Source organism: Guyparkeria sp. SB14A (genome assembly GCF_005096345.1).
Taxonomy (GTDB): Bacteria; Pseudomonadota; Gammaproteobacteria; order Halothiobacillales; family Halothiobacillaceae; genus Guyparkeria; species Guyparkeria hydrothermalis.
The window spans coordinates 1-20,885 of the sequence record NZ_SWAW01000033.1 but is presented as its reverse complement, the minus strand read 5'-3'; the positions used below and the strand labels follow the sequence as shown (position 1 = coordinate 20,885).

General features: G+C 59.5%; 15 protein-coding genes. 6 read left to right on the top strand and 9 right to left on the bottom strand.

Annotated elements, in window-relative coordinates:
- Positions 1-1,220 precede the first annotated feature (1,220 nt).
- The 8 genes from cas5e to FAZ79_RS10070 all read right to left on the bottom strand — a co-directional run bounded on the left by cas5e (position 1,221) and on the right by FAZ79_RS10070 (position 11,139).
- Positions 1,221-1,934, bottom strand: a complete 714-nt coding sequence (cas5e, locus tag FAZ79_RS10105; RefSeq protein WP_136867845.1) for a type I-E CRISPR-associated protein Cas5/CasD — start codon at positions 1,932-1,934, stop codon at positions 1,221-1,223.
- A 2-nt stretch (positions 1,935-1,936) separates the two neighbouring features.
- Entirely contained in the window at positions 1,937-3,028 is a 1,092-nt protein-coding gene (gene cas7e, locus FAZ79_RS10100) for a type I-E CRISPR-associated protein Cas7/Cse4/CasC (RefSeq protein ID WP_136867844.1), read from the bottom strand.
- 35 nt (positions 3,029-3,063) lie between these two features.
- Positions 3,064-3,720 (bottom strand): type I-E CRISPR-associated protein Cas6/Cse3/CasE, encoded by a 657-nt coding sequence (gene cas6e, locus FAZ79_RS10095; protein WP_136867843.1) that lies wholly within the window; start codon positions 3,718-3,720, stop codon positions 3,064-3,066.
- A complete protein-coding gene (gene casB / locus FAZ79_RS10090; protein ID WP_211238838.1) occupies positions 3,717-4,280 on the bottom strand; it encodes a type I-E CRISPR-associated protein Cse2/CasB in 564 nt (187 codons plus the stop codon). The genes cas6e and casB overlap by 4 nt, the downstream gene beginning before the upstream one ends.
- A complete protein-coding gene (casA, locus tag FAZ79_RS10085; protein WP_136867842.1) occupies positions 4,277-5,878 on the bottom strand; it encodes a type I-E CRISPR-associated protein Cse1/CasA in 1,602 nt (533 codons plus the stop codon). Before casA ends, casB begins: the two co-directional genes overlap by 4 nt.
- Positions 5,879-5,884: 6 nt before the next feature.
- Positions 5,885-8,491: a CRISPR-associated helicase Cas3' gene (gene cas3, locus FAZ79_RS10080; protein WP_136867841.1), complete on the bottom strand. Its 2,607-nt coding sequence runs from the start codon at positions 8,489-8,491 to the stop codon at positions 5,885-5,887.
- 944 nt (positions 8,492-9,435) lie between these two features.
- Positions 9,436-9,885 carry a helix-turn-helix transcriptional regulator gene (locus FAZ79_RS10075; protein ID WP_169303675.1) on the bottom strand — a complete coding sequence of 150 codons (450 nt, stop codon included), beginning with the start codon at positions 9,883-9,885 and terminating at the stop codon, positions 9,436-9,438.
- Positions 9,886-10,884: 999 nt separating this feature from the next.
- Positions 10,885-11,139 carry a hypothetical protein gene (locus FAZ79_RS10070; protein WP_136867839.1) on the bottom strand — a complete coding sequence of 85 codons (255 nt, stop codon included), beginning with the start codon at positions 11,137-11,139 and terminating at the stop codon, positions 10,885-10,887.
- Between the two features lie 596 nt (positions 11,140-11,735).
- Here FAZ79_RS10070 and FAZ79_RS10065 point away from each other — a divergent pair.
- The 4 genes from FAZ79_RS10065 (at position 11,736) to FAZ79_RS10050 (ending at position 17,262) form a co-directional block, all read left to right on the top strand.
- Positions 11,736-12,932 carry a replication initiation protein gene (locus tag FAZ79_RS10065; RefSeq protein ID WP_169303674.1) on the top strand — a complete coding sequence of 399 codons (1,197 nt, stop codon included), beginning with the start codon at positions 11,736-11,738 and terminating at the stop codon, positions 12,930-12,932.
- Positions 12,933-13,037: 105 nt separating this feature from the next.
- Positions 13,038-13,871: an ATP-binding protein gene (locus FAZ79_RS10060; protein ID WP_169303673.1), complete on the top strand. Its 834-nt coding sequence runs from the start codon at positions 13,038-13,040 to the stop codon at positions 13,869-13,871.
- Between the two features lie 1,055 nt (positions 13,872-14,926).
- On the top strand, positions 14,927-16,138 hold the full coding sequence (locus FAZ79_RS10055) for an ATP-grasp domain-containing protein (RefSeq protein WP_136867836.1): 1,212 nt from the start codon (positions 14,927-14,929) through the stop codon (positions 16,136-16,138).
- Entirely contained in the window at positions 16,135-17,262 is a 1,128-nt protein-coding gene (locus FAZ79_RS10050) for an IucA/IucC family protein (protein ID WP_136867835.1), read from the top strand. The genes FAZ79_RS10055 and FAZ79_RS10050 overlap by 4 nt, the downstream gene beginning before the upstream one ends.
- Here the strand turns inward: FAZ79_RS10050 and FAZ79_RS10045 are convergent.
- Positions 17,240-18,390, bottom strand: a protein-coding gene (locus tag FAZ79_RS10045; RefSeq protein ID WP_136867834.1) for an IS3 family transposase whose coding sequence is annotated in 2 segments (ribosomal slippage) — positions 17,240-18,141 and positions 18,141-18,390 — 1,152 coding nt in all. Because the reading frame shifts where the segments join, the coding sequence is not laid out codon by codon here. The genes FAZ79_RS10050 and FAZ79_RS10045 overlap by 23 nt on opposite strands.
- A 306-nt stretch (positions 18,391-18,696) precedes the next feature.
- Here FAZ79_RS10045 and FAZ79_RS11820 point away from each other — a divergent pair.
- Together FAZ79_RS11820 and FAZ79_RS10035 are read left to right on the top strand one after the other, a co-directional pair.
- On the top strand, positions 18,697-19,281 hold the full coding sequence (locus FAZ79_RS11820) for an ANTAR domain-containing protein (protein ID WP_211238837.1): 585 nt from the start codon (positions 18,697-18,699) through the stop codon (positions 19,279-19,281).
- A gap of 9 nt (positions 19,282-19,290) precedes the next feature.
- Positions 19,291-20,547: a CmpA/NrtA family ABC transporter substrate-binding protein gene (locus FAZ79_RS10035; protein WP_136867833.1), complete on the top strand. Its 1,257-nt coding sequence runs from the start codon at positions 19,291-19,293 to the stop codon at positions 20,545-20,547.
- Positions 20,548-20,885 lie beyond the last annotated feature (338 nt).

Sequence of the window (20,885 nt, the reverse complement as noted above, 5' to 3'; positions counted from 1 at the left end):
AGCACCAGGCTGGCTGCTTCCAGTTTGAACTCCGGAGAGAAATGTCGTCGTCCCATCTCGGTACACCTCATGGTCATGGTGGCAAATTACCACCTATCGGGGTGTCCAAGATCAGTGAACCACTTCACCTCCTCGTGGCGGGGAAGTCGACACCTTTTTTACCTCACGGCGAATCCTTAAGAGAAGCACCCCGCTCGCGCGGGGAAGGCTGCCACAGTTCGATCAGCCGGGTCCGGTACTTCGAAACACCCCCGCTCGAGCGAGGAAGCCGGGTCGATTGTCATCTACGAGGAGGCCCAGCAAGAAACACCCCCGCTCTCGCGGGGAGGACGCATTCAGCGGCGGGGAGATCAGCCCGGAGATGGAAACACCCCCGCTCTCGCGGGGAGGACGTGCGCCAGACCGGGCCGTGGATGCGGGTGTCGGAAACACCCCCGCTCGCGCGGGGAAGGCCTTGCGCGCAGAGTGGCCAGGGTGATGCCGTAGGAAACACCCCCGCTCTCGCGGGGAGGACAGCCCCTCGACCAGCGCCATGATCTGCGCGTGGGAAACACCCCCACTAGCGCGGGGAGAACATCATGAAGTAATCCTTGCCGATCTTAGTGTCGGAAACACCCCCGCTCTCGCGGGGAGGACATCACCGAGGCTCGTGAGTGGATCGGTACGCCGGAAACACCCCCGCTCGCGCGGGGAGGACATATGCTGGAAGCGGGTCCACTGGTCCATCAGGGAAACACCCCCGTTCACGCGGGGAGGGCGTAAACACGATCTGGAAGTTGGTCTCGGCCTGGGAAACACCCCCGCTCAGGCGGGGAGGACTCGGTCACGTCTTCCATGTAGGTCTTCGTGATGGAAACACCCCCGCTGGCGCGAGGAGGACTGCATGACGATGCACCCGTCACGGACGTTGTAGGAAACACCCCCGCTCGCACGGAGAGGAATCGCGGTCGTGGGCGATCGTGCCGCAATGGATGGAAACACCCCCGCTCGCGCGGGGAGATGCTCGTGGCTTGGGGGCCGAATACCTGCCACCTAGAAACACCCCCGCTTACGAGGGGAGGCCAGAAATATATTTGTTAAAGAGCCAAACTCCACAACTCAATATGTTGGGGTTTTTGGGATTACGGGGTGTCGACGACGAGCAGATCGTACGGACCTCTTGTCTGGGACAGCGACTCCCGGGGCACCTTGACGACCAGTCAGTTGGGAGCCCCCGCCGGCTACTCCATCATCCACTGAACTGTCACTCGGCGGTCTCGATAACGCTTGTCTTCACCGAACTGGACAGGCACGTCATTGAGGGTCATCACCTCGTCTCCCTCATGCTCTCCTTCCAACACCCGGAAAGCAGGAGCCCTGCCCTTGGCGCTTGCCAGTTCACGGGCTGCGGAAAGGGCCTCGTCATGAGTCGCGTGGATGCCCTGGAAGATCATTTCCGTCGGCACGAAACTCTTCCTGCCGAGGAAGACATCCCATCGAGGCTCGACGAGTGCTTTGGCGATCGTCTCGGCTAGGTCGTCGGGCAAGCCCAGCACGACAGCGAATGCCATGTCCTGAATGGCATACCGGTAGGTCATCTTGATTGCTGTGCTGGAGGCCGTGCCATCCGCTTTCTTGGGGATCAGAAGACTTTCCCATGGATCGCTAGCGTCATACCCGCTCCCGACCATGTGGAAGTCGCGCAGCAACGGGGGCCGTGGCAAGGGCCGACCCTGTTCATCCGCGCGGGGGTAGGCTTCCACCCGCATATCACTCGATGCGAGGCGGGAGAGCAGTTCGTGCTGCTCTCCCGCCGCCCCCAGTGCACAGCAGATCAAACCGGTCACACCGGATCGGGTCGGGAAATCGAGGGTGTCCCGACGACCGAAGCGGGAATCATGCCCCCAAGACTGCAGGGGGGCCTCCAGCCACAAGAGCATGTTTCGATCGCCCATCCTCAGGCCTCCTCCACGGGAGCGGCATCCTCCACATGGCCCTTCAGTGAACCGACGAGGTCATCAATGCTGAAATCCTCCCGGTCACCCCAGCGATAGTCACCCAGCTTCCCGTAAAGGGAGCCGAGCATCTTTTCCCGGCTGTCGATGAAACCGTCCAGCTCCCGAAGGCTCGGCTCCAGATAGCCCTGGCCTTGCGCTTGCACGGGGCGGTCGAACGGCACTTGGAGCCGTTGCCCCTTGCGGACCAGAACCCGTGCGTAATCCCAAGGACTGGCCCCGGACATGGTCGTCTGTCGGGCATCGGGGACGGCAATGAACAGCGCCTTGACGAATGACTCCACCGCATCGGCAAGGTTATCGGCCGGAATCTGCTCTGCCAGTTGCCCGAGATCCAGGCTCACGTAGCGGTAATACGTTGCTGAATTGAACTCGAGGCTTCCCATGTGGGCCGAGCCGCTCTCGTGCTCGGCCTCTTCATCGGGGTCGGCGTAATCATCGAGAGCGGTGAAAAACTCCACTTCGTTGGCCACCTTGTGGGTAGAGATGGCGTGGGCAAAAGAGGACGCTGCTTCCACGTTCATGTCGGGCAGCTTGGCGACCATGCGGCCAAAGAGTGCGATGTCCAGGGCGTTGAGGTGCTTCAGGCTCCGATCCTGGTCAAGAACCTTCTTCGCCTCTTTCCAGAGTGTCTTTTCCTTTACGCCAGAGGTATCGAAATCGATAGAGTTGCCGTATCGGGCCAACGCCTCGACCTCGTTGTCACCGATGAACAGCAGAGTGTCCTTGGTCAGGATTTCCGCAAGACGATCCGCAAAAGCCTCGGCCGCCTGATGATCCGCACCCTGTGCCTTGCAGGCTGGCACCAGAAGCTCTTTGACTTTCTTGGTGCGTGTCCCAGCCTTGGCACCCAGGTCTCGCAGCGCCAGCCGCACCTGGCGTTTCCAGCACTGAGAACTGACCCGGGCCCGGGTCACTCCGCCAATGTTGGCGGTTTTCGGTGCGCCCACGTCATCCCGGTTCAGGCAGGTCACCGGAAACGACTGGAGAATGTGAAACTCGATGCGAGTGTTCTTGAGGGAATTGTTTTCCATGACTTCTTCCTTTCTCGATTGCTGGTAGCCGCCCTTCAGGAGCCGAACGGGTTGTCGATCACCGGTCTGATCTGCAGGAGGCCGCAGCCAAAGGCTCGCCCTCGTCCGATGCCGCGGGCAAAACTCTCACGGAACCGCGCCTCATCCGTTACTTCGAGCAGACCGGTCAGCTGGGCCTGAGACAGCGTGATGTGGTTTCCATGTTTTCCTTTGAATTGCTGGACATTCACCTGCCCGACCTGAAGTGATTGCGCAGGGGTCGAGAACCCCCAGTTCTCCGCACTGCGCTCGACGAACCACTTCTCGATGGCATCCCGCCCCTTGATGGGTACGCGCTTGCCGGCGCTCGTGACGGTCGGGTTGACGACCACTTCGAATCGATACCGGGGATGGCGAAGAAAGTCCTCGGGAATGGACCGCGATTCGACTTCACCGAAGGCTTCCCCGTCCTGAATCACACCTTGGGCCGGGGCCCGGTCGGAAAGGGTAAGAATGGTTCTTCCCAGGCGGTTGCCGCCCTTGTCGGCGAATACGATCCCGCTGGGATCATGTCCGCGCTTCTCCGCTTCGGTTCTTGTATCGTCGAACAAGCTGTAGACGACTCGATGCAACGAATAGGGATCGGTGATGGCAAGTTTCCGGATGGCTCGCCGATCGAGCCGCAGGACACTGGCGTATAGCGCGTCTGTCATGCCCCCTCCTCTTCCTTGAAATGACCCCGGAAAAAATCCTGCGCCCACCGGGCCCGGGTCCGCTCGCCATAGCGATGAAACCAGCTCAATTCATTGAGCAGGCGGGCATAGTCGAGCCTCGCGCCCAGACGTGACTGCACCAGCGTGAGGATCGGGCGCAACACCTCGCAGGCTTCTTCCGTGGAATCACAGGCAAGCAGACGACGTAGCCGGGCGCGGGCCGGCGCGCTCTCCTTGCCATCCGGATAGCTATGGGCAAGGCCGGCTCCTATCGAAAGCGCACCATTCTTCTCCGCGTGAGCCCGCATCATCGCTGCGCCGACAGTCACGAAAGGCAGTCGCTGATCCCGGTACTCCAGATCGATGCCAAAATCCGCTAGCACTTCCCAGACTTGGTACTCCGTAGCGGGATTGTCCGCCCGCCGGAACCGTGCCGCGAGACCCTTGTCGTTGCGGGCCCTCTCGAGCAGGTAAGCGACGAAGCGGTGCCCTCGACTGGCCTCGTGCCCACTCGTTTTGCTCCGGGTCGCCTCCTCGGTGGTTTGATTCTCCATCATCATGCCCCTTGGGTCGTGGGTTGTTGTCGTTCGGCAGTCTCGAGATAACCGGCAGGCGGATTCGGACGTCGGTTTGCCCAGGCCTCCAATTGCCGAGCTGTTTCCCTTGGTGCGTACAGGTCGAACACTTTGTGCGCGTGCTGCACAAAGCGGTGTCTCAATGCCTCTCGGGCCTGCGACTCCCGCTCCCCTCGCTCACAGTTATCGACGAGAGTCTGGAAATCCCGCTCACAGAACTGCCAGAAGAGGTTTGAGCCCAGCGCCGCTTGTGCACCGGCATACTCAGGCGTGGCATGAAGGTCTGCAAAATAGTTGCGCAGAGAGCCGTAAACGGTGCTTGCGAGCTTATCCATTCCCTTCATTTCAAGATCGAGGTGGTTGAGCCAGACCGTGCCGAGGTCATCGCCGTCAATCCAGACTGTCGATTCAAGAAAGTCGTCGTCCTGCTTGGCCGACTGATCGCCCGATGTGCTGCTTACCCGGATTCCACCTGTCCAGACGCACAGTCGCTCTTTCCGCTGCTTCATTCGTTGGACGCCGACTCGAAACGCCATGTTCTCGAAGCCTGCTGTACTTCCACTTTCCAAGAACGAGAGAAAAGCAGGAAGCTCTCTCCAGGGGCGTTTTTCCAGGTTCACGTATTTCGCTTTCGGCAGCTTGTCGCTCTGATCGAGCATCAGGGTGGGCTCGAACCAGCCCTCGCTGACCTTGGGATACTGAATGCCATCGAGGTAATAGATCCCACCATCCTTGAGGTAGACAAACCGCGAGACCCCAACCAGGCACCCCTGGTAACTTTCCCTGATGGCCTTGGCCCGAGCGTCCTGCTCGTGAGCGGGCATGGCTTCCCAGGCAGGACACCCCACTCCCTCTGGCCACCGGTTCGCCTTTTCAATCTGTTCCCTGGTCAGCACATTCAACCAGACATCCTTTCGCAGGTCTCCGGTTACCACGAGCCCATGCAGCTGACCCACGAACCCCCCAAGACTGGGGCCTGCAGGCGCGCTGTGCTTGTCACTGAGCACGGTGCCGGCAAGGGATTTCATCCCCCCCTCAACCCGCTTCCCAGCAAAGGCGAAGTTCATCAGGGTCAGGATGAAGAGGGCCTGTTCACCCGAATCCAGTTCTTTTCCCAGCATGGTGTGGGAGAGCATCGAGTTGTTGTCCGATGGGAGATCCGGATAGAAGCCGGCACCGAATGGCTTCGGTGCACCTTTCTGTATTTCTTGCTTCCTCTTTCCGGGGGTCTTGGCCTTCTTCAATCGGGCGTCCGTCCGGTTGGCGACCAGTGACTCCACCGCTGGCATCTGCAGGAAGGGAGCTTCACCAAACAAAAAGAAGCGGTCGCGCCACCTTTCCAGGTAGGAGAGACAGCGCGATGCCAGACCTTCAGGCCCCATCTTCCGCCACTCTTCCTCGTCTTCGGGCGTGCAGGCGGCCTGTGCAATGGCAAGAAGCAGCTTCATGACGGCCAGCTTCTGGATCGGGTTTCCGCCCAGTGCACGGATGTCCGTGCGGGAGAAGATGTCTGCCAGGCCCACCCTGCCGTGGTCGGCCACCGGGATCCACGGCTCGTCGATCAGGTTGTATTCATTTCTCATGCTGTTTCAGTCCTTTCTGCGTTCGGCCTGATAACCCAGGTCATGGCGATAGAAGGTCCGGAACTTATCGTTGGCGGCGTGACCATCAAGCCCGACCACTTCCCGCGCATCGCTCACCAATCCAACCCGGAATGACGAAACCTCGTCCTCCGGTTGCCCGAGATAGAAGCAGTTTCCCAATCCGTAACGCCGCAGTTGCCGCACCGGCAACGCCCTTGGAGCCTGATGTTCGGCCACTCTCACTTTCTGTCGAGCCAACTGGACACTCAGAACTCGCCACTCGCGCCTTTGCAGGACATGACGGTCCCATGGAATCTTATAGCGGCTACCGTCGAGCAAGATGACGATCGTCTCGCGGTTGTCGGGCCGCGAACGGATATCGCTCAAGAGGAGAACCTCGGTGGACTCCATGTCGCTGTAACGCGTACCCGCCTTGTCCTCGGATTGCGTCTTGCCACCGAGTGAAAGAGCCCCGCGGGCGAGTCGCCTCATGGTCGATATGCCCGTCTTTCGCCGGTTCCCTTCGTGCAATTCGTGCAGCCATCGAGCCATCGGTCCGGTCTCTTCCCGGGCTCGATAGGTGGCATCGATCATCGGCCGGATATCCTCTGGCAGTTTGATCTCACCGCGGTCCTGCCAGACCCCCAGACTTCGGCACAGGACATAAGCGTCGTATACAGCCTCCGTGGAACCAAAAGCCTTCGACGGATTCTCAACAGCGTCGACCAGGGCGGGGGCCAAAATGGCCGCCTCGCACCGGCTACCGGCGGGCCGTGCCGTTCCCTCGTGGCGCCAAAGCCGACCCAGACGCTGGAACAGCATGTCGGTGGGGCAAAATCGGGCAACTAGGTAATCGGCATCGATATCTAGGGACTGTTCCAGCACCTGCGTGCCGACGAGGATGCAGCCACCCCCAGATGACCCTCCCCGTCCACCCCGCCCGAAACGGCCAACCCATCGATCCTCGAGGCTTTCGCGATCGGACGCGGTAAAGCGGGAATGCAACAACCCGATTTCGATGCCTGCATCCCGGGCGCGCGCCGAGAGCACGCGGAAACGCTCCTGGGCCTCGAAGACCGAGTTCTCGATCCAAAGGATGTGCTGCCCATCGAACGCCCGTCGCAGCGCTTCCTCGATGACTGGTTCCGTTTCCCGGCACCAAGCAAGTTCCACCGATCGACTCCGTGGTCTTTCCAACGGAATCTCGGCAACGTCACCGGCTTCCGGTGCACTGGTCACCAACGGATAATCGTCCCGATGAGCCTCTCCATGCAGCAACTGGTTCCGTCTTGGCCGGGACAAGGTTGCCGTGAGGATGATGACCGTGCAGCCGGCCTTGCAAAGAAAGTCGACCAACTCATCAAGCAAGGTGCCCGTATACGCGTCGTATGTATGAACCTCGTCGAGAACAACCACCTTGCCCGCCAGTCCGAAGGCCCGAACAAAGCCATGCTTGACGTTCATCACGGCCATCAATGCCTGGTCGAGCGTGCCCACCGCGAACGGGAACAACAGTCCGCGCTTCGCATGGCTGAACCAGGAACCACCCGGGCGTCCTTCTTCACCCATTTCCGATTCCACCAGCCAGGCACCGCTGTGTAGAAGCATGGCACGCGCCATCGGATCACCCGGCTCCAAAATTCCTTCCAGAAACCGCTGGAACCGAGCATGAATCCGGTTAGAAGTCAGTTGGGTCGGTAGCGCGAAATAGATACCGGTCGCCATGCCAGCTGCCAACTGGCCGTAGGCCGCATACAAAGCGGCTTCCGTCTTACCCATCCCCATCGGGGCCTCGAGCAAATACACGCCCGGGCCCTCAACCGCCTCCGATAGCCGGGCCTGTGCCTCATTGGCACTGAAGGGGAATATGTCCTCGAACCCCAGTCCGGCCCGAACAGAAAAAGGTATATAACCCGCGTCATGAACCGCCTGATCGACCCGATCCTCCCATGGTTCTGACGGGTCATCGAAGTGTCGACCCGAACCGATCCAGTCCGCTACTGTCGTCAGCCCCGCGAGGACGCGGGCTTGAACGGGATCGATGTTCCCCGGCCAGTCGGAGGCCATCGCCTTCTTGAGGGCCTCGACCAGCGCTTCGCGCTCACGTTGCCAGGCCGAACCACCAAACGACTCGTCATCTCCAGATCGGCCCTCGACCTGTGGGGAATAGCCGTGGTGCTGCCCCAGAATTTCCGGAACCGGTGGAGGGGCCCCCATGCTCGTTGCTGCGCACTGACTAACGCCCGCATGCCCACCCCAATTTTTCTCAATGTCAGGATCGAAACCGGCGACAGCCCTGAGTAAGGTGGGGTCGACGGCGCACTCGGAGTCAATCGCACGCAAGATATTGGCTACGAATGTAGGGGAGACTTTTCCTAGGTCATGAGCCCCCGCCACCAACGGAGATCCATCCGGGAACAACAACTCTCGAAACGCCTTCGGAAACGTAACTTCTAACCGCGCGGCAACCGCACCGACCGTCAGACAATGCTCCAAGACATTGCGCCCGATGGATGTCCTTCCCAGTTGATCCGTACGAGTCTTCGCGGGGCAGTGAGCGAAAATCCCTAGAGGCAACTCTGGATCTGTCCTTGTATTCCTTCTGCGGCGCATCAATTAGTCCTGCAACAGGCTCCATCGTGAGCCACCCCAAACTGTTCACAACTCACTCCATACTAGGAGGTAGCGCGGGATGTTCTTGTCCATGCGGGTTCTGCCGCGTTTTTCGTGACAGCGACAGGGGCTATTCAGGCGGCCGAGGGTCTCCTACCGCGCCCTCCCCAGCTTTCCAAACACTTTCGTGCCGATTCAAATCCCGATGTTTGGACTCTACACGAGAGAACTCGGCAGTGTTGCGATGACAAAGAACGCGGTTGGGAGACGCCGACCCGCTCCGAACACGATTGAGATAACGACGTAACCGATTGTATATTTGAGATATATTCAGTTGACGCAGAGGTGTGCTTAGCTCAATCTTTGACCTTGCAGAGTTACCAGCAATGAAGGGTGAATGAGCAACCTATCCATAGCCATCCTTGTAAGCACGGTCTTCGCGGTGCTCTTGATCCAAGTAATGAAATGGATCGGCAACTGGGCAGACCGCAAGTACGAGGAGTTAGAAAGTCGGCGGGAGTAGCCACTGAAGCTACCTGATGTCTTAGATGTCGTTTTGCCCTCTCGCTACCAGAGCCGCGGTCGATGTCATCTTGGCAGCTCTGGTTGCGGGCTGGACAGAGCCCCCTGGAACTGCAGAGTCGCAAGACTCCCAAACAAGCAATTTGAGATTTGTCGGCTCGCTCCAGCGATGAGTTCACTGCGTCTTATCCAATGCTGACCAGCATCGGTTACGTCACCTGTGTTCGATCTCAATGCGATGCTCCCAAGCGTGCAATTTGGAAGTCAGCGTGTTGGGTACGGTCAATCGCCAAACCTGCCCCACGGTGAGCCCTGCCGAGACTCGACACTAATATCGAGCGAGCAAAGACGAAGGCTCTTTTCCCCGCCCCGACATTTCTAGACAAGTTACGACTTAGTTACCTCAAGTTTTTCGATACACGTTAACGGTCCAAGAACGCCCCAATTCGTATTGCGAGTTCCTCAACCAACCTGTCGAGCTGAAGAAGAACCTCGAGATCCGGTCGCGATATCCCTTTTCGCCAGCGATAAATCGTGTTCACGTGAAGCTGCAGCAGATCCGCCAATGCCTCGTCATGAGGCTTGAACCCGCCAGGCCTCAGACCTAAACGCTCCAGCCATTCATCTAGGAGATCAGCCATAACCACCTCGCGAAGGCGCTCAACACGCTTTAATCGTGCTTCGTCATTGAGCATCTCACGAGCCATCTGCAGGACATCATCGGGGATGCGCAGAATGCGACCATTCTCCATGTTGACGATGCGGGACCGGTTTACTCCAAGTGCCAACGCAAACTGGGTTTGCGACAAACCGACCTGCTCCCGAATCGAAATCAGCTCCAACTGTTCATCAGAGCGAAGTCGGCTCTTCACACGCCCCCTGGACGTCTTCGCGGAAGCGCTGGACTGGCCCTCTGCCGCTCTAGAAACACGTTTAATCGACCCGGAGGTGATGAGACCACTCAGCCCGGACCGACGTGACACTGTCTTCTTCGAAGCTTGCGCCATAGCGTTCAGATTTCCGTTTTTGCAATAGATTTGCACTGCATTGTATCAGCCTGGTAATAATTTTAACCAACCACATCTGTGCAGGGATCACCCGGCTATAGCGTAAAGCCCCCTCCTCGAGCAGCGTTCAACGAAGAACTCCAGAGGGCTCAAGATCAACATACGGCCAGAGCATGAAAAGACTCGGCACAAACTGAGGGAGCCCGCCGACACAGGGTTAACACGAAATTTGGATCAAAAGGCCCTTTCTGGGAGAAAAACGCTTTAAGCAGACGAATTGGGTCAATAATCGCGGGGCCGAAATCTTTCTTTGTGATAACGCACCGCGCCACTAGTGACGATGTCTGCAACCAAAAACAGACCAGGAGACCAAGGCAGATGGATTTATTTTTGATAATCACCATTATCAAAAAGAACCAAGCCGAAACGGCACCCTTGGCCGGTCAGATCAGCACCGAAGAGGCTCGAGACGCTCTTCTTGAGGAATTTATTCACTGGCTCAGAGGGCCAAATTTAGACACTCCGTACTCCAAAGCCACGATTCGGGCCGATTCGCGCTGGGCCCGCCGCTTTCTGGCGTTTGCGGCCTTCCACGCACTTGAGAGGCTTCGGATCCATCTATTCGCGCTTACGTCCCGGAGGAAACGAAAACGGCGAGTCGCCCCGCCCCCCGAAAGTTAGGCCACGGCAGGTGACTATCGGCACTGCCTCCCAGCCCAATCGGAAAACGCCATGTCGGCACCGGCGGCAACTGAACGCAGCACGAAGCCCAGCTCACGCAGACGGCGGGCCGACGCCCGCATCGTCTTGAGAACCGTTTGGGGCGTCTCTCTGGAGCCGATACCTGCGTAGTAGTTCACGAAGTCACCGCCCCTTCCACAGCCTCCAAGCAGCCACGATTGCCGAGGCAACGAGCACGAACCACGCTGCCCAATCGAGACGGCGCACAATCCGGTCGGGAAGACGATCTGGAATCAAAGCAGATTCCTTCATCGTGACCACAAGCGGCCCGACCGCCCACGGTAAAACGAAGTAGAACAACATGAATCCAACCACGCCGACAGCGAGGACAGCTTCCGGCGAGAGTCGCTTACGCTTGGACGCTCTTTGCTTTCCCATGTGCTCGGCTCCTCCCCTCACCTGCCGGCCTCATTCGGTCACTTGATTGATTACCTCGGCCTCGCATTCGTCTGGATACCGCTGATTGCTCATGGCGCCTCATCACAACCTCTATGTGAAGCTTTTGAGGTGTCTAGTAAATTCGGGAAGATTGATCTTTAAGCATCCACTATCTCGCGCCGCCTCGGCGCCACACACTTTCAATCCTTTAAATACCTTTCTCACTTTCCACTTTGGGACGAACGTTTCCTTCGCGGGTACAACAGGTTATACCAGCCACTCACCACAGATTCACGACTAGCCCACCACGGATCCAGGACAGACACACCACAAACCAGGGACATCGTCACCACCAAATCAGGACATCTTCACCACAAAATCAGGACATCTTCACCACAAAATCAGGACTCCTACACCACACATTCGCGACTGCCTGAAGCGCAATAGAAAGTTGTTTGGCAACGCTAGTTGAGTGCATCTAATTTTCTGTTAGTGTTATTTGAACCACACCAATCGCGTGCACTATAGACATGATTGTGAACACCAGCAGAAACACTGGCAGGCCGTTGACGCTTGCGAACGACGAGCTTGTGGTCATGGCCAACGCACTCGCAAATAGCAGGTACATGCTGTCCCTCAACGGTTCCCGCCTACTCTCGTTGGCAATTACCAAGATCAATCGCCAACAACCGATCTCGTCCAGCGCCACCTTCCGAGTACACATGGACGACTGGCGAAAGATTTTTGGAGGAAACAGAACAACCGCGTACGAAAACCTCCAGGCGGCAGCAAAGAACCTGCAGGAAGCACACATCACATTGAACCGACACCCAAACGGTGAATCGGGTGCTCCAAGCGGCGGCACGACCAAGCTGGTTGAGCAGTGTCACTACGAACCCTTAGCTGCACACGTCGAGATCGTCTGGTCACAAAAAATCAGCTCTTATTTGAGCGATCTAAAGTGCAACTTCCTTAAGCACGACGTGAGAGACATTTCTTTAATGACAAGTGCTTACGCGGTACGGCTATATCAGTTGTGTCTGGCCAACCAACCCCGAAACTCCGCGTCATACACCCTGGATGAGCTGCTTTGGCTACTACGGCTAGAGACGTGTCCATCATATCGAGCCTCATGGAGGCTTCGTCAGCGGGTCATTGACCCAGCAATCGCCCAAATCAATGCGCACACTCCGTTAAAACTGACCTCCACTCCCATTTATGAGGGTCGAAGAATCATCGGGATCAAACTCAACTGGGTTGTTTCCAACAAGGCCAGCGAGGCGAGCAGACTCCGCACCATGACGAAATCGGAGCGAAGAGACACCGAGATTGAAGCACCCAAGAGTCAGCATGAAAGCAGCACCACAACACGCGCTCTCAAAGCCACACCATCAAGAAGCCCGAGTATTCGAACCAACGAAACAAGGCCCGGGACTCGCCTACCGGAAGACTGGACGCTGCCCGAAAGCTGGCTTCAATGGGCCAGGGAGTATTTCGAAGCGAAAAAGCAACCGCTCACCGACGCGGAAATACTCGAGTGTGGCGACAACTTCGCCGACCACTGGCACAGCAAGCCCGGGGAGGGTGGACTAAAGACCGACTGGGAAGCAGCCTGGCGCGTCTGGATCAGGAACGCAAGGACATTGATACCGCCGCGAAAGCGCGGGGCCAATCGCATTAAGCCATCAGGAATGGACGTGGTGCATCAGAGGATGCGGTACGAGGACGAGGGCGGGCCGACCACAATGGAGCGGGCCTTGGCGTTTCAACGAGCAAGGGGCAGCAACATCTGATCTCGGTGGCACCCGGAGACCAGTGTTGATGCCAATGACAACGGCAACCAACGGGAGTAAGAAGCCATGGAAAGAAGTATGCAGCAACCAATCCACCGATACAATATGAGGAAGAAGGACGATCCGCGAACCCCAGAGGAGAAGCGGAAAGCCAAGAAGACAATGGACTTCGTGCTGGAAAAGCTCGGTGGAGCGCCTTGGGAAGAGAAGCCCCTGGTATGCAAGCGACATGGGATGTATGACGCTCTCGAGACAGCAGATGGGTGGACAAGCTGCCCGGAGTGCGCGAGAGAGCACGAGGAGCAAAAGGCCGTCGAGGACATGGAGCGAAATCGGGCGCTGGCGAAGGCTGAACGCATCCAGCACTTCTTCGGCACCCGCCCTCTCCCGTTGAGATTCCGCAACGCCTCGCTCGCCAACTATCGCCCGCATAACGACACGCAGAAACAAGCCCTCGATCTCGCCCAGGCGCTCGCCGACCGGGTGGCCGTCGAGCCTTGCGGCGCACTGAACCTCATCCTGCTCGGGAGCGTGGGGATGGGGAAGACGCACCTCGGCTATGCCCTGTACCGCAACGCCCGTCAGGCCCGGCGCAGCGCATACCTCGACACGGTTCACGGCCTGATGGAGCGATTCAAGGCATCCTATAGTCACCGCACGACAGAAACACCGAAGGAGCTGCTGGAACACCTGATCGAGGTTGATCTACTCGTTCTCGATGAGGTCGGCAAGTCGGCACAGACAGACCACGAGGGGGTCACCCTGCACGGGATCATCGACCGTCGCTGGGCGAACTCCCTTCCCATAGTGATCCTGAGCAACACGACCTTCGAGACGCTTGAGGATGCCGTGGGTGGATCGCCCGCCGTGAGCCGGTTGCTCTCCAATGGCGACGTGTTGCAGGTCAAGGGCGAGGACTACCGATTCCTCCAAGGCTGACAGCCAGCAACGCTCGACCCGACAGCCCCGCCACCGAGCGGGGCTTTTTCATGCCCGTGACCCGGTTCAGATGAGCGCGAGACAAGTCCGTGCGTATTACTAATGGCGGAGCCTCCCCTGGCGCTGGTTCCGGCGGCGACCGTGAGAACCGCACAGCCAATGACCCACCACGGATTCACGACAAGACACCACTCAGTTTCCGGCCCGCGACGGGGCCGACAAACTGGCCGCCGGGTGCCGCAATGCCGCTGCGCTCCGAACGAGACGGGGTGCCGCGCTGCGATGGCGAGGGGCGCAGGAAAAGCCTCGGGGGCAAGGATGGAGGGAGGCCCGGTTCAGGGGGAAGGGCAGGCCCCATTTGCATTCGAACCATATCAGGATCAGCCCGAACGCCGTGCAGCAACGGCAATCGCACTGCCTGACCCGTGCTAGGGCGCAAGGCCCATGCTGGTGCGGTCGCGGCAGGCACTCGTGCCGCCCGACACCCCTGGCGGGGGTTTTCCTTTAAGCCCTCCCTCCGCCGTTGCTCCGGTCGGGAGAGAAGCTGCTATCGCAGCTAGAAGGAGCATCTGCGATGCAAGGAGGAGCGCCTGCGGCGCATCCACGGCCTCAAGGGCGGCAGGCCCAAAGTCATCGCCTTTGGCGCTCTCGGCGCTTTTTTGCCCTACATACCCGAGCCAGGTGTGGCAAAGCTCGCCCCGGAGAGCGCCCCTTACGCAAATGGTCCCGACCAAGGATGCAGGGTCCAGAGGGGGATTGCTTGGTGGACACGCCTCCGGTTCACCACGCCCGAACCATCCTGGACCAGACGAATCGAGAGACGACGCACTGCGCCGCTGGCCCCGGCAGGTTAATGGACGAGTACACACCAACGGTGCGGCCTTGGCAAAGGGGTCGGACAGCTAACCGAGGAGGAAGGATAATATCTACGAACTTGAATACTATTGATTCTCATTTGGCTTCTCTATACCGTACCTAGCTGCAGCGCCGAGCCTCTAGGGGCTCTCGTTCCCTCATTAGGCATCGCGCCTAAGCCACAGCAGAGGATCCAGCGGATGCCACAGCCAATCGTTTTCGTCGCACACGTGGTCACCGAAACGCTAAATGAAGGCTTTCTAATCGCAGCACGAGAGCTGGGACTTGACCCAGTGATCGTCACCGACCTGCCCGGCGATCACCGTAGACATTTCTCTCAGGAGGGTCTTGCCGCGTACCCAGAAAAAGTGCTCGGCTGCGACGTGTTCAACCCGATTGCCATTATCGAAACGCTACAAGAAGCCGATATCGAGCCGAAAGCGGTGTTTTCCCATAGCGATCACCTGCAGGCCCCGACGGCCATCGCAGCGGGTTACTTGGGCCTACCGGGAAAGGACTGGAGGGTATGCTTCGCCGCCAAGAACAAAGCGGCGATGCGTCAGCGCTTCGATGAGCTCGAACTGTCGCCATGCTGGCACCGGCTGGTAACAACACGAGCAGAACTCACCGCGATCCTCCCCGACTGCCCGTTCCCCTGTGTGATCAAACCTAGAGAGGGCGTATCAAGCCTAAATGTCAGCCTAGTCGAGACTCAGGAAGCGTTAATCGCTGGTTGCGAGCACTTGTGGCAGAAGCATTCAGGTCAGCCGCTTCTGATCGAGGAGTATCTACAGGGCGAGCTCTACACGCTAGAAACCTTGGGCGACGGCGACCGGATTGAGGTCCTCGGCGGCTTCCGCGTCAATCTATCACCCCCACCGCATTTCATAGAGTTGGCCGCCCACTGGGGGCTCGATCTCGCGCCAGAAATAATCGACGAGGTTGTCGATCAGATTCGCCGTTTCGGCATCGGCTTTGGCTCATGCCATACCGAATTCGTAGTGACACCAACCGGCCCCCGCCTGATCGAAATCAACTACCGCACTATCGGCGATGGCCGAGAGTTTCTTCTTGATGAGACTCTCGGCATTGAGCTGTTCCGCACGATCCTGAACCTGCACCTTGGCGAGGCTTTACCCCAACTCAATATCGCTCGTAAGGGACTTCACATTGAATACATCAGGGCAACCCGGTCGGGTCGACTGGTGCAAATTCCCGGACCATTTCGACGACGCTGGGAGGACGGTTTCATCGACTTCCGCCCCCTGCGCCAGACCGGTGAGAGCTTAAAACTAAGCCATTCGAATAAAGACTATCTCGGCGTAATACGCGCCTCGGGCGATTCCACCAGCTCGATCAAGGAACGTGTGTCAAAGACGCTTGCCTCACTTGAGTGGGAGATCCAGCCATGACTCACAACGCCACAGCGAGGGTTGAGGCCCATCGCTATATGCTTGAGCGCGTCGTGAATGCTTTTCTTCGCGAAAATGTCCAAGGCATCACGCAGCACGCCCGAGTGATGAACGAGGCACCACACGCGTCTAACGGCCGGGACATCGATTCCATAGGGCGGGGACGCTGGCTCGAGATCACGACACTTCCCTCCGGCACTCTGTGGCTTCCAGTAGCGCCCGAGTGCTTCATGCAACGATGGCGCTACCGTCAGGGCCCAGTGCTAGCCGTCGACACAGAAGGCGTGAAAACATTCACGGACGCGGCAAGCCTTGTCGATTGGCTCGGCGAGGGCTTGGCGGCCGAATCACGTGAGTACTACCAAGCCTTTGCCGACGAATGTCGCCAAGCCGAGTGTCAACGAGTGGCTTGCCGCCAAGCCCAAAGCGATTACTTCACCCGCTGCCAAGATCAAGAAACACCACGTTTCCTCTCCAATGACTGGTGGACCCGTTTCATCCACTACGACTGCTTGGCGTCTTTCGTCGATCACCCCTACTACCCCACCGCGCGAGCAAAACTCGGTTTTGATGCGGCGGCACTCGAGCGCTTCGCCCCCGAGTTCCAACCGCGTTTCAAGCTGCGCTGGCTAGCGGCACCGAAGGCACTCTTCCAACTAAACGACACGGCGTTGCCCGACTGGTGGCCAAACTTCAAACAAGTGGGGCTCGAAAATGATCTAGCCATAGACCACCAACTCCTGCCCGTGCACCCCTTCCTGTGGACCTCTGACCTCGATCTCATGCTTCGAGAAACGGGCCTGTCCGAGACCCTCGTCAAGGCACCACTGCAAGCGGTTGAGGTCCAACCCACTTTGTCGGTGCGAAGCTTGATGCTTACCAAGCACCCCGGCACGCACATCAAGTTGCCACTGACGATTCGCACCCTGGGCAGCCGAAATATCCGGACGATCAAGCCCAGCACCATCGCTGACGGTCATCGAGTCCAATGCCTGCTCGGCACCATTGCAGAACAAGATGAACGAATCGGCGGGCGCCTGCTGCTCACCGATGAACACCAAGGGGGCCATGTCGCGAAGCAACTGAATCGCCCCCGGTTTTCTAGACACTCGCGAGCCGGTTGAAATAGCGCTTCTCGAACTCGACCGGAGACAGCCCGCCGATGTAGCCATGACGGCGGCGGGCGTTGTAGAAGAGCTCGATGTAATCGAACACGTCTCGACGGGCTTCTTCCCGGTCCGGATAGATCCGGCGTCGGATTCGCTCACGCTTGAGCAACTGGAAGAAGCTCTCCGCCACGGCGTTGTCGTGACAGTTGCCCCGCCGGCTCATGCTGCCCACGAGACCGTGGGCCTTGAGGAAGTCCTGCCAGTCGTGACTGCTGAATTGGCTTCCCTGGTCGGAGTGGACGACGACCGGGCCATCAGGCTGGCGTCGCCACACGGCCATCATCAACGCATTCATGGCCAGCTCCCGGTCCATGCGTGGACGCATGGACCAGCCGACGACTTGCCGAAAGAACAGGTCCAGAACCACCGACAGGTACAGCCACCCCTCGTGGGTCCGGATGTAGGTGATGTCCGTGACCCAGGCCTGGTTGGGAGCGGACACGTCGAATTGCTTCTGCAAGTGATTCGGCGCCACGACGGCCGGGCGTCCACCACGAAAGTCGGGGCGGCGCCGGTAGCCAGTCTGTGATTTCAATCCCTCTCCACGCATCAGACGGGCCACACGGTGCTTGCCGCAGCGCTCGCCCAAATCCCGCAGGTCGTGATGGATCTTGCGGTAGCCGTAGACGCCACCGCTCTCCAGCCAGGATTGCTTGATCACGCCCAGCAGCCGCCGATCTTCCCGTTCTCGTCGGGAGTCCGGCTGACGCTTCCAGGCGTAGTAGCCACTCGGGTGGACATCCATCAAACGGCACAGACGGCGCACCGGATGGGCGCGTTCATGGTCTTTGATGAACGCGTACCTCACCCGGACTGCTTGGCGAAGTACGCGGCCGCTTTTTTTAATATGTCGCGCTCCTCGGTGACTTCCCGGAGTTGCGCATTCAGGCGGCGGATATCGTCGGCCTGGGCCTGCTGCTTCTGCTTTTCTTCATCCGGCTGCTGATACCGCCGGATCCACGCGTAAAGGCTGTGCTGGGAGACACCGAGATGCTCGGCCACCTCCTTCACCCGCCGGCCTCGATCGGTCACCTGCTTGACCGCCTCGACCTTGAATTCGTCTGGATAACGTTGACTGCTCATGGCACCTCCTAGGAACTCTCAGTGTGAGGGTCTTGAGGTATCTACGAAAGTCGGGGCGATTGAGTCCCCGACGTTTCCTTTGGGAAAACCGCACGCACACGCATCACCTTTGGGCTTCCGTGACTCGGATTGCACCGGCGGGCAGCAAATCGCCTGGCACCGGCACCTCGAACCCGCGTCTCAGCAGAACGCGTGGGCACGGCATGATATTTGCTTGCCAATGCGGAAATATACTTCTCCGCCCGATAAGCTGCGGGCGTCCCCGACCGCCAATCCCCCGGAAGACTAGGAAGTGCCTACCGACCCATGCGCGTGATGCTCATCGATCAGGATCGTGGTCGGGCCGCGATCGTCGAACAGTCCCTGCAGGATGCCGGTCACGAGGTCGTCGCCCGGCTGGCCAGCGTCGAGCGGCTGGCCCAGGAGGTCGAGGCCCACCAGCCCGACGTGGTGATCATCGACATGGAATCGCCCGACCGCGACGCGCTTGAGCACATGTCGGTGGTCTCCCGCGACAACCCACGCCCGATCGTGCTGTTCTCCGAGGAGGACAGCGAGGAGGGCATCGCCCGCGCGATCAAGGCCGGTGTGAGCGCCTACATCACCGATGGAATGCGCGCCGAGCGGGTTCGTCCGATCGTCGACGTGGCCGTCGCCCGATTCCGGGAGTTCCAGGCGTTGCGCCACGAGCTCGACGAGACCCGTTCCCAACTCGAGGACCGGAAGCTGATCGAGAAGGCCAAGGGATTGTTGATGAAACATCGCAATGTCGACGAGGCCCAGGCCTACAAGGCCATGCGCAAGATGGCGATGGACCGCAACCAGCGACTGGTCGAGACGGCGCGCAACGTGATCGCGATATTCGACCTGGTTGGCGACAACGGCATCTGAGAGGCAGGCATGCACGCAAGCGAGACCCCCGATCAACGGCCCGACTACCACCCCGAGAAGACCCGGCTCACGCTCGGGTTCATCCCGCTGACCGACTGCGCCCCGCTGATCCTCGCCCGCGAGCGCGGCCTGTTCGAACGCTGGGGGCTCGACGTCGAGCTCAGGCGCGAAGTCTCCTGGGCAAACATCCGCGACCGGGTGATCGTCGGCGAGTTCGACGGCGCGCAGATGCTCGCGCCGATGCCGCTGGCCTGCAGCGCCGGATTGGGCTCGGTCACCAAGCCGATGCTTGCCCCGTTAGTGCTCAGCCTCAACGGCAACGCGATCACGCTTGCCGCGGGCCTTCACCGCGAGCTGCTCGAGCAGGCCGGCAGCAGCGACGAGCCGGCTATCGGACGGGCGCTCAAGCGACTCGTTGGCCGCGAGCAGGCCGAGGGCCGTCCCAAGCGCACCTTCGCCACGGTCTTCCCCTACTCCATGCACACGCTACAACTGCACCTGTGGCTCGGCCACCACGGGATCGACCCGGATCGCGACGTGCGCATCGTGGTGATCCCGCCGCCGCAGATGGTCGCCAACCTCGACCAGGGCCACATCGACGGGTTCTGCGTCGGCGAGCCGTGGAACACCCTAGCCGTCCAGGAAGGGGTGGGACACATCGCGATCACCGGCTACGAGATCTGGAACAACAGCCCCGAGAAGGTGCTCGGCGTCACCCGCGACTGGGCGGCAGCGCACCCACAAACGCTCAAGGCCCTGATGGCGGCACTCTACGAGGCCTGCGCCTGGCTGGACGAACCGGCGCATCGCCTCGAGGCAGCCCGACTGATCGCCGAGGCACACGTGATCGACGTCCCGGAAGAAGCCATCGCCCCGGCCCTTGCCGGTCGCCTGCGAATGGGCCGGGACGAGCCGATCGTCGAATGCCCGGACTTCACCGTCTTTCATCGCCACGCGGCGAACTATCCCTGGTGGTCGCAGGCCTGGTGGATGCTCGAACGGATGCGCGTGAACGGCGATCTCGCCGGTGGGCCGCTTGAAGATGCCACCGGATTGGTTCCACTGGCCCGCCTGGCCGCCGAGGTCTACGACGACCGCCCCTATCGCGACCTGATGCGGGACCTCGGCCAGGCGCTGCCGAGCGCTCGCGGCAAGCCCGAGGGCATTCACTCGCAGGGATGGCGGGACGCCGGTGGATTCCCGCTGGGCGCCGACCGCCTGATCGACGGCCAGACGTTCGACCCGCCCCGATCAGACGAGCCCTGATTGCACCAAGATGGCGAGCCACGTGACCCCAAACGGGGCACTTCCCCCCGCCGCATCGGGCGGTGATTTTCATAACCCACTGTTCTATTTGGAAAAGAAAAAGTGGCACGACCCATGCTTTGAACCAAGCAGGTCTCACCAATGGCGGTGAGGCAACCAATCCGATCGAGCAACGGCGCTCACGCAACCGGGGAACCCCCGGCTCGTGAGCGCCTTTTTTAATGGAATGGCCTGCTCCCACCCTATTACGCTGTTTGGAGGAACAAACCCATTCAGCAACAGAGGAGGAACAGACCTATGTCCATTGCAACGCTCGGCATCGATCTTGGCAAGACCTC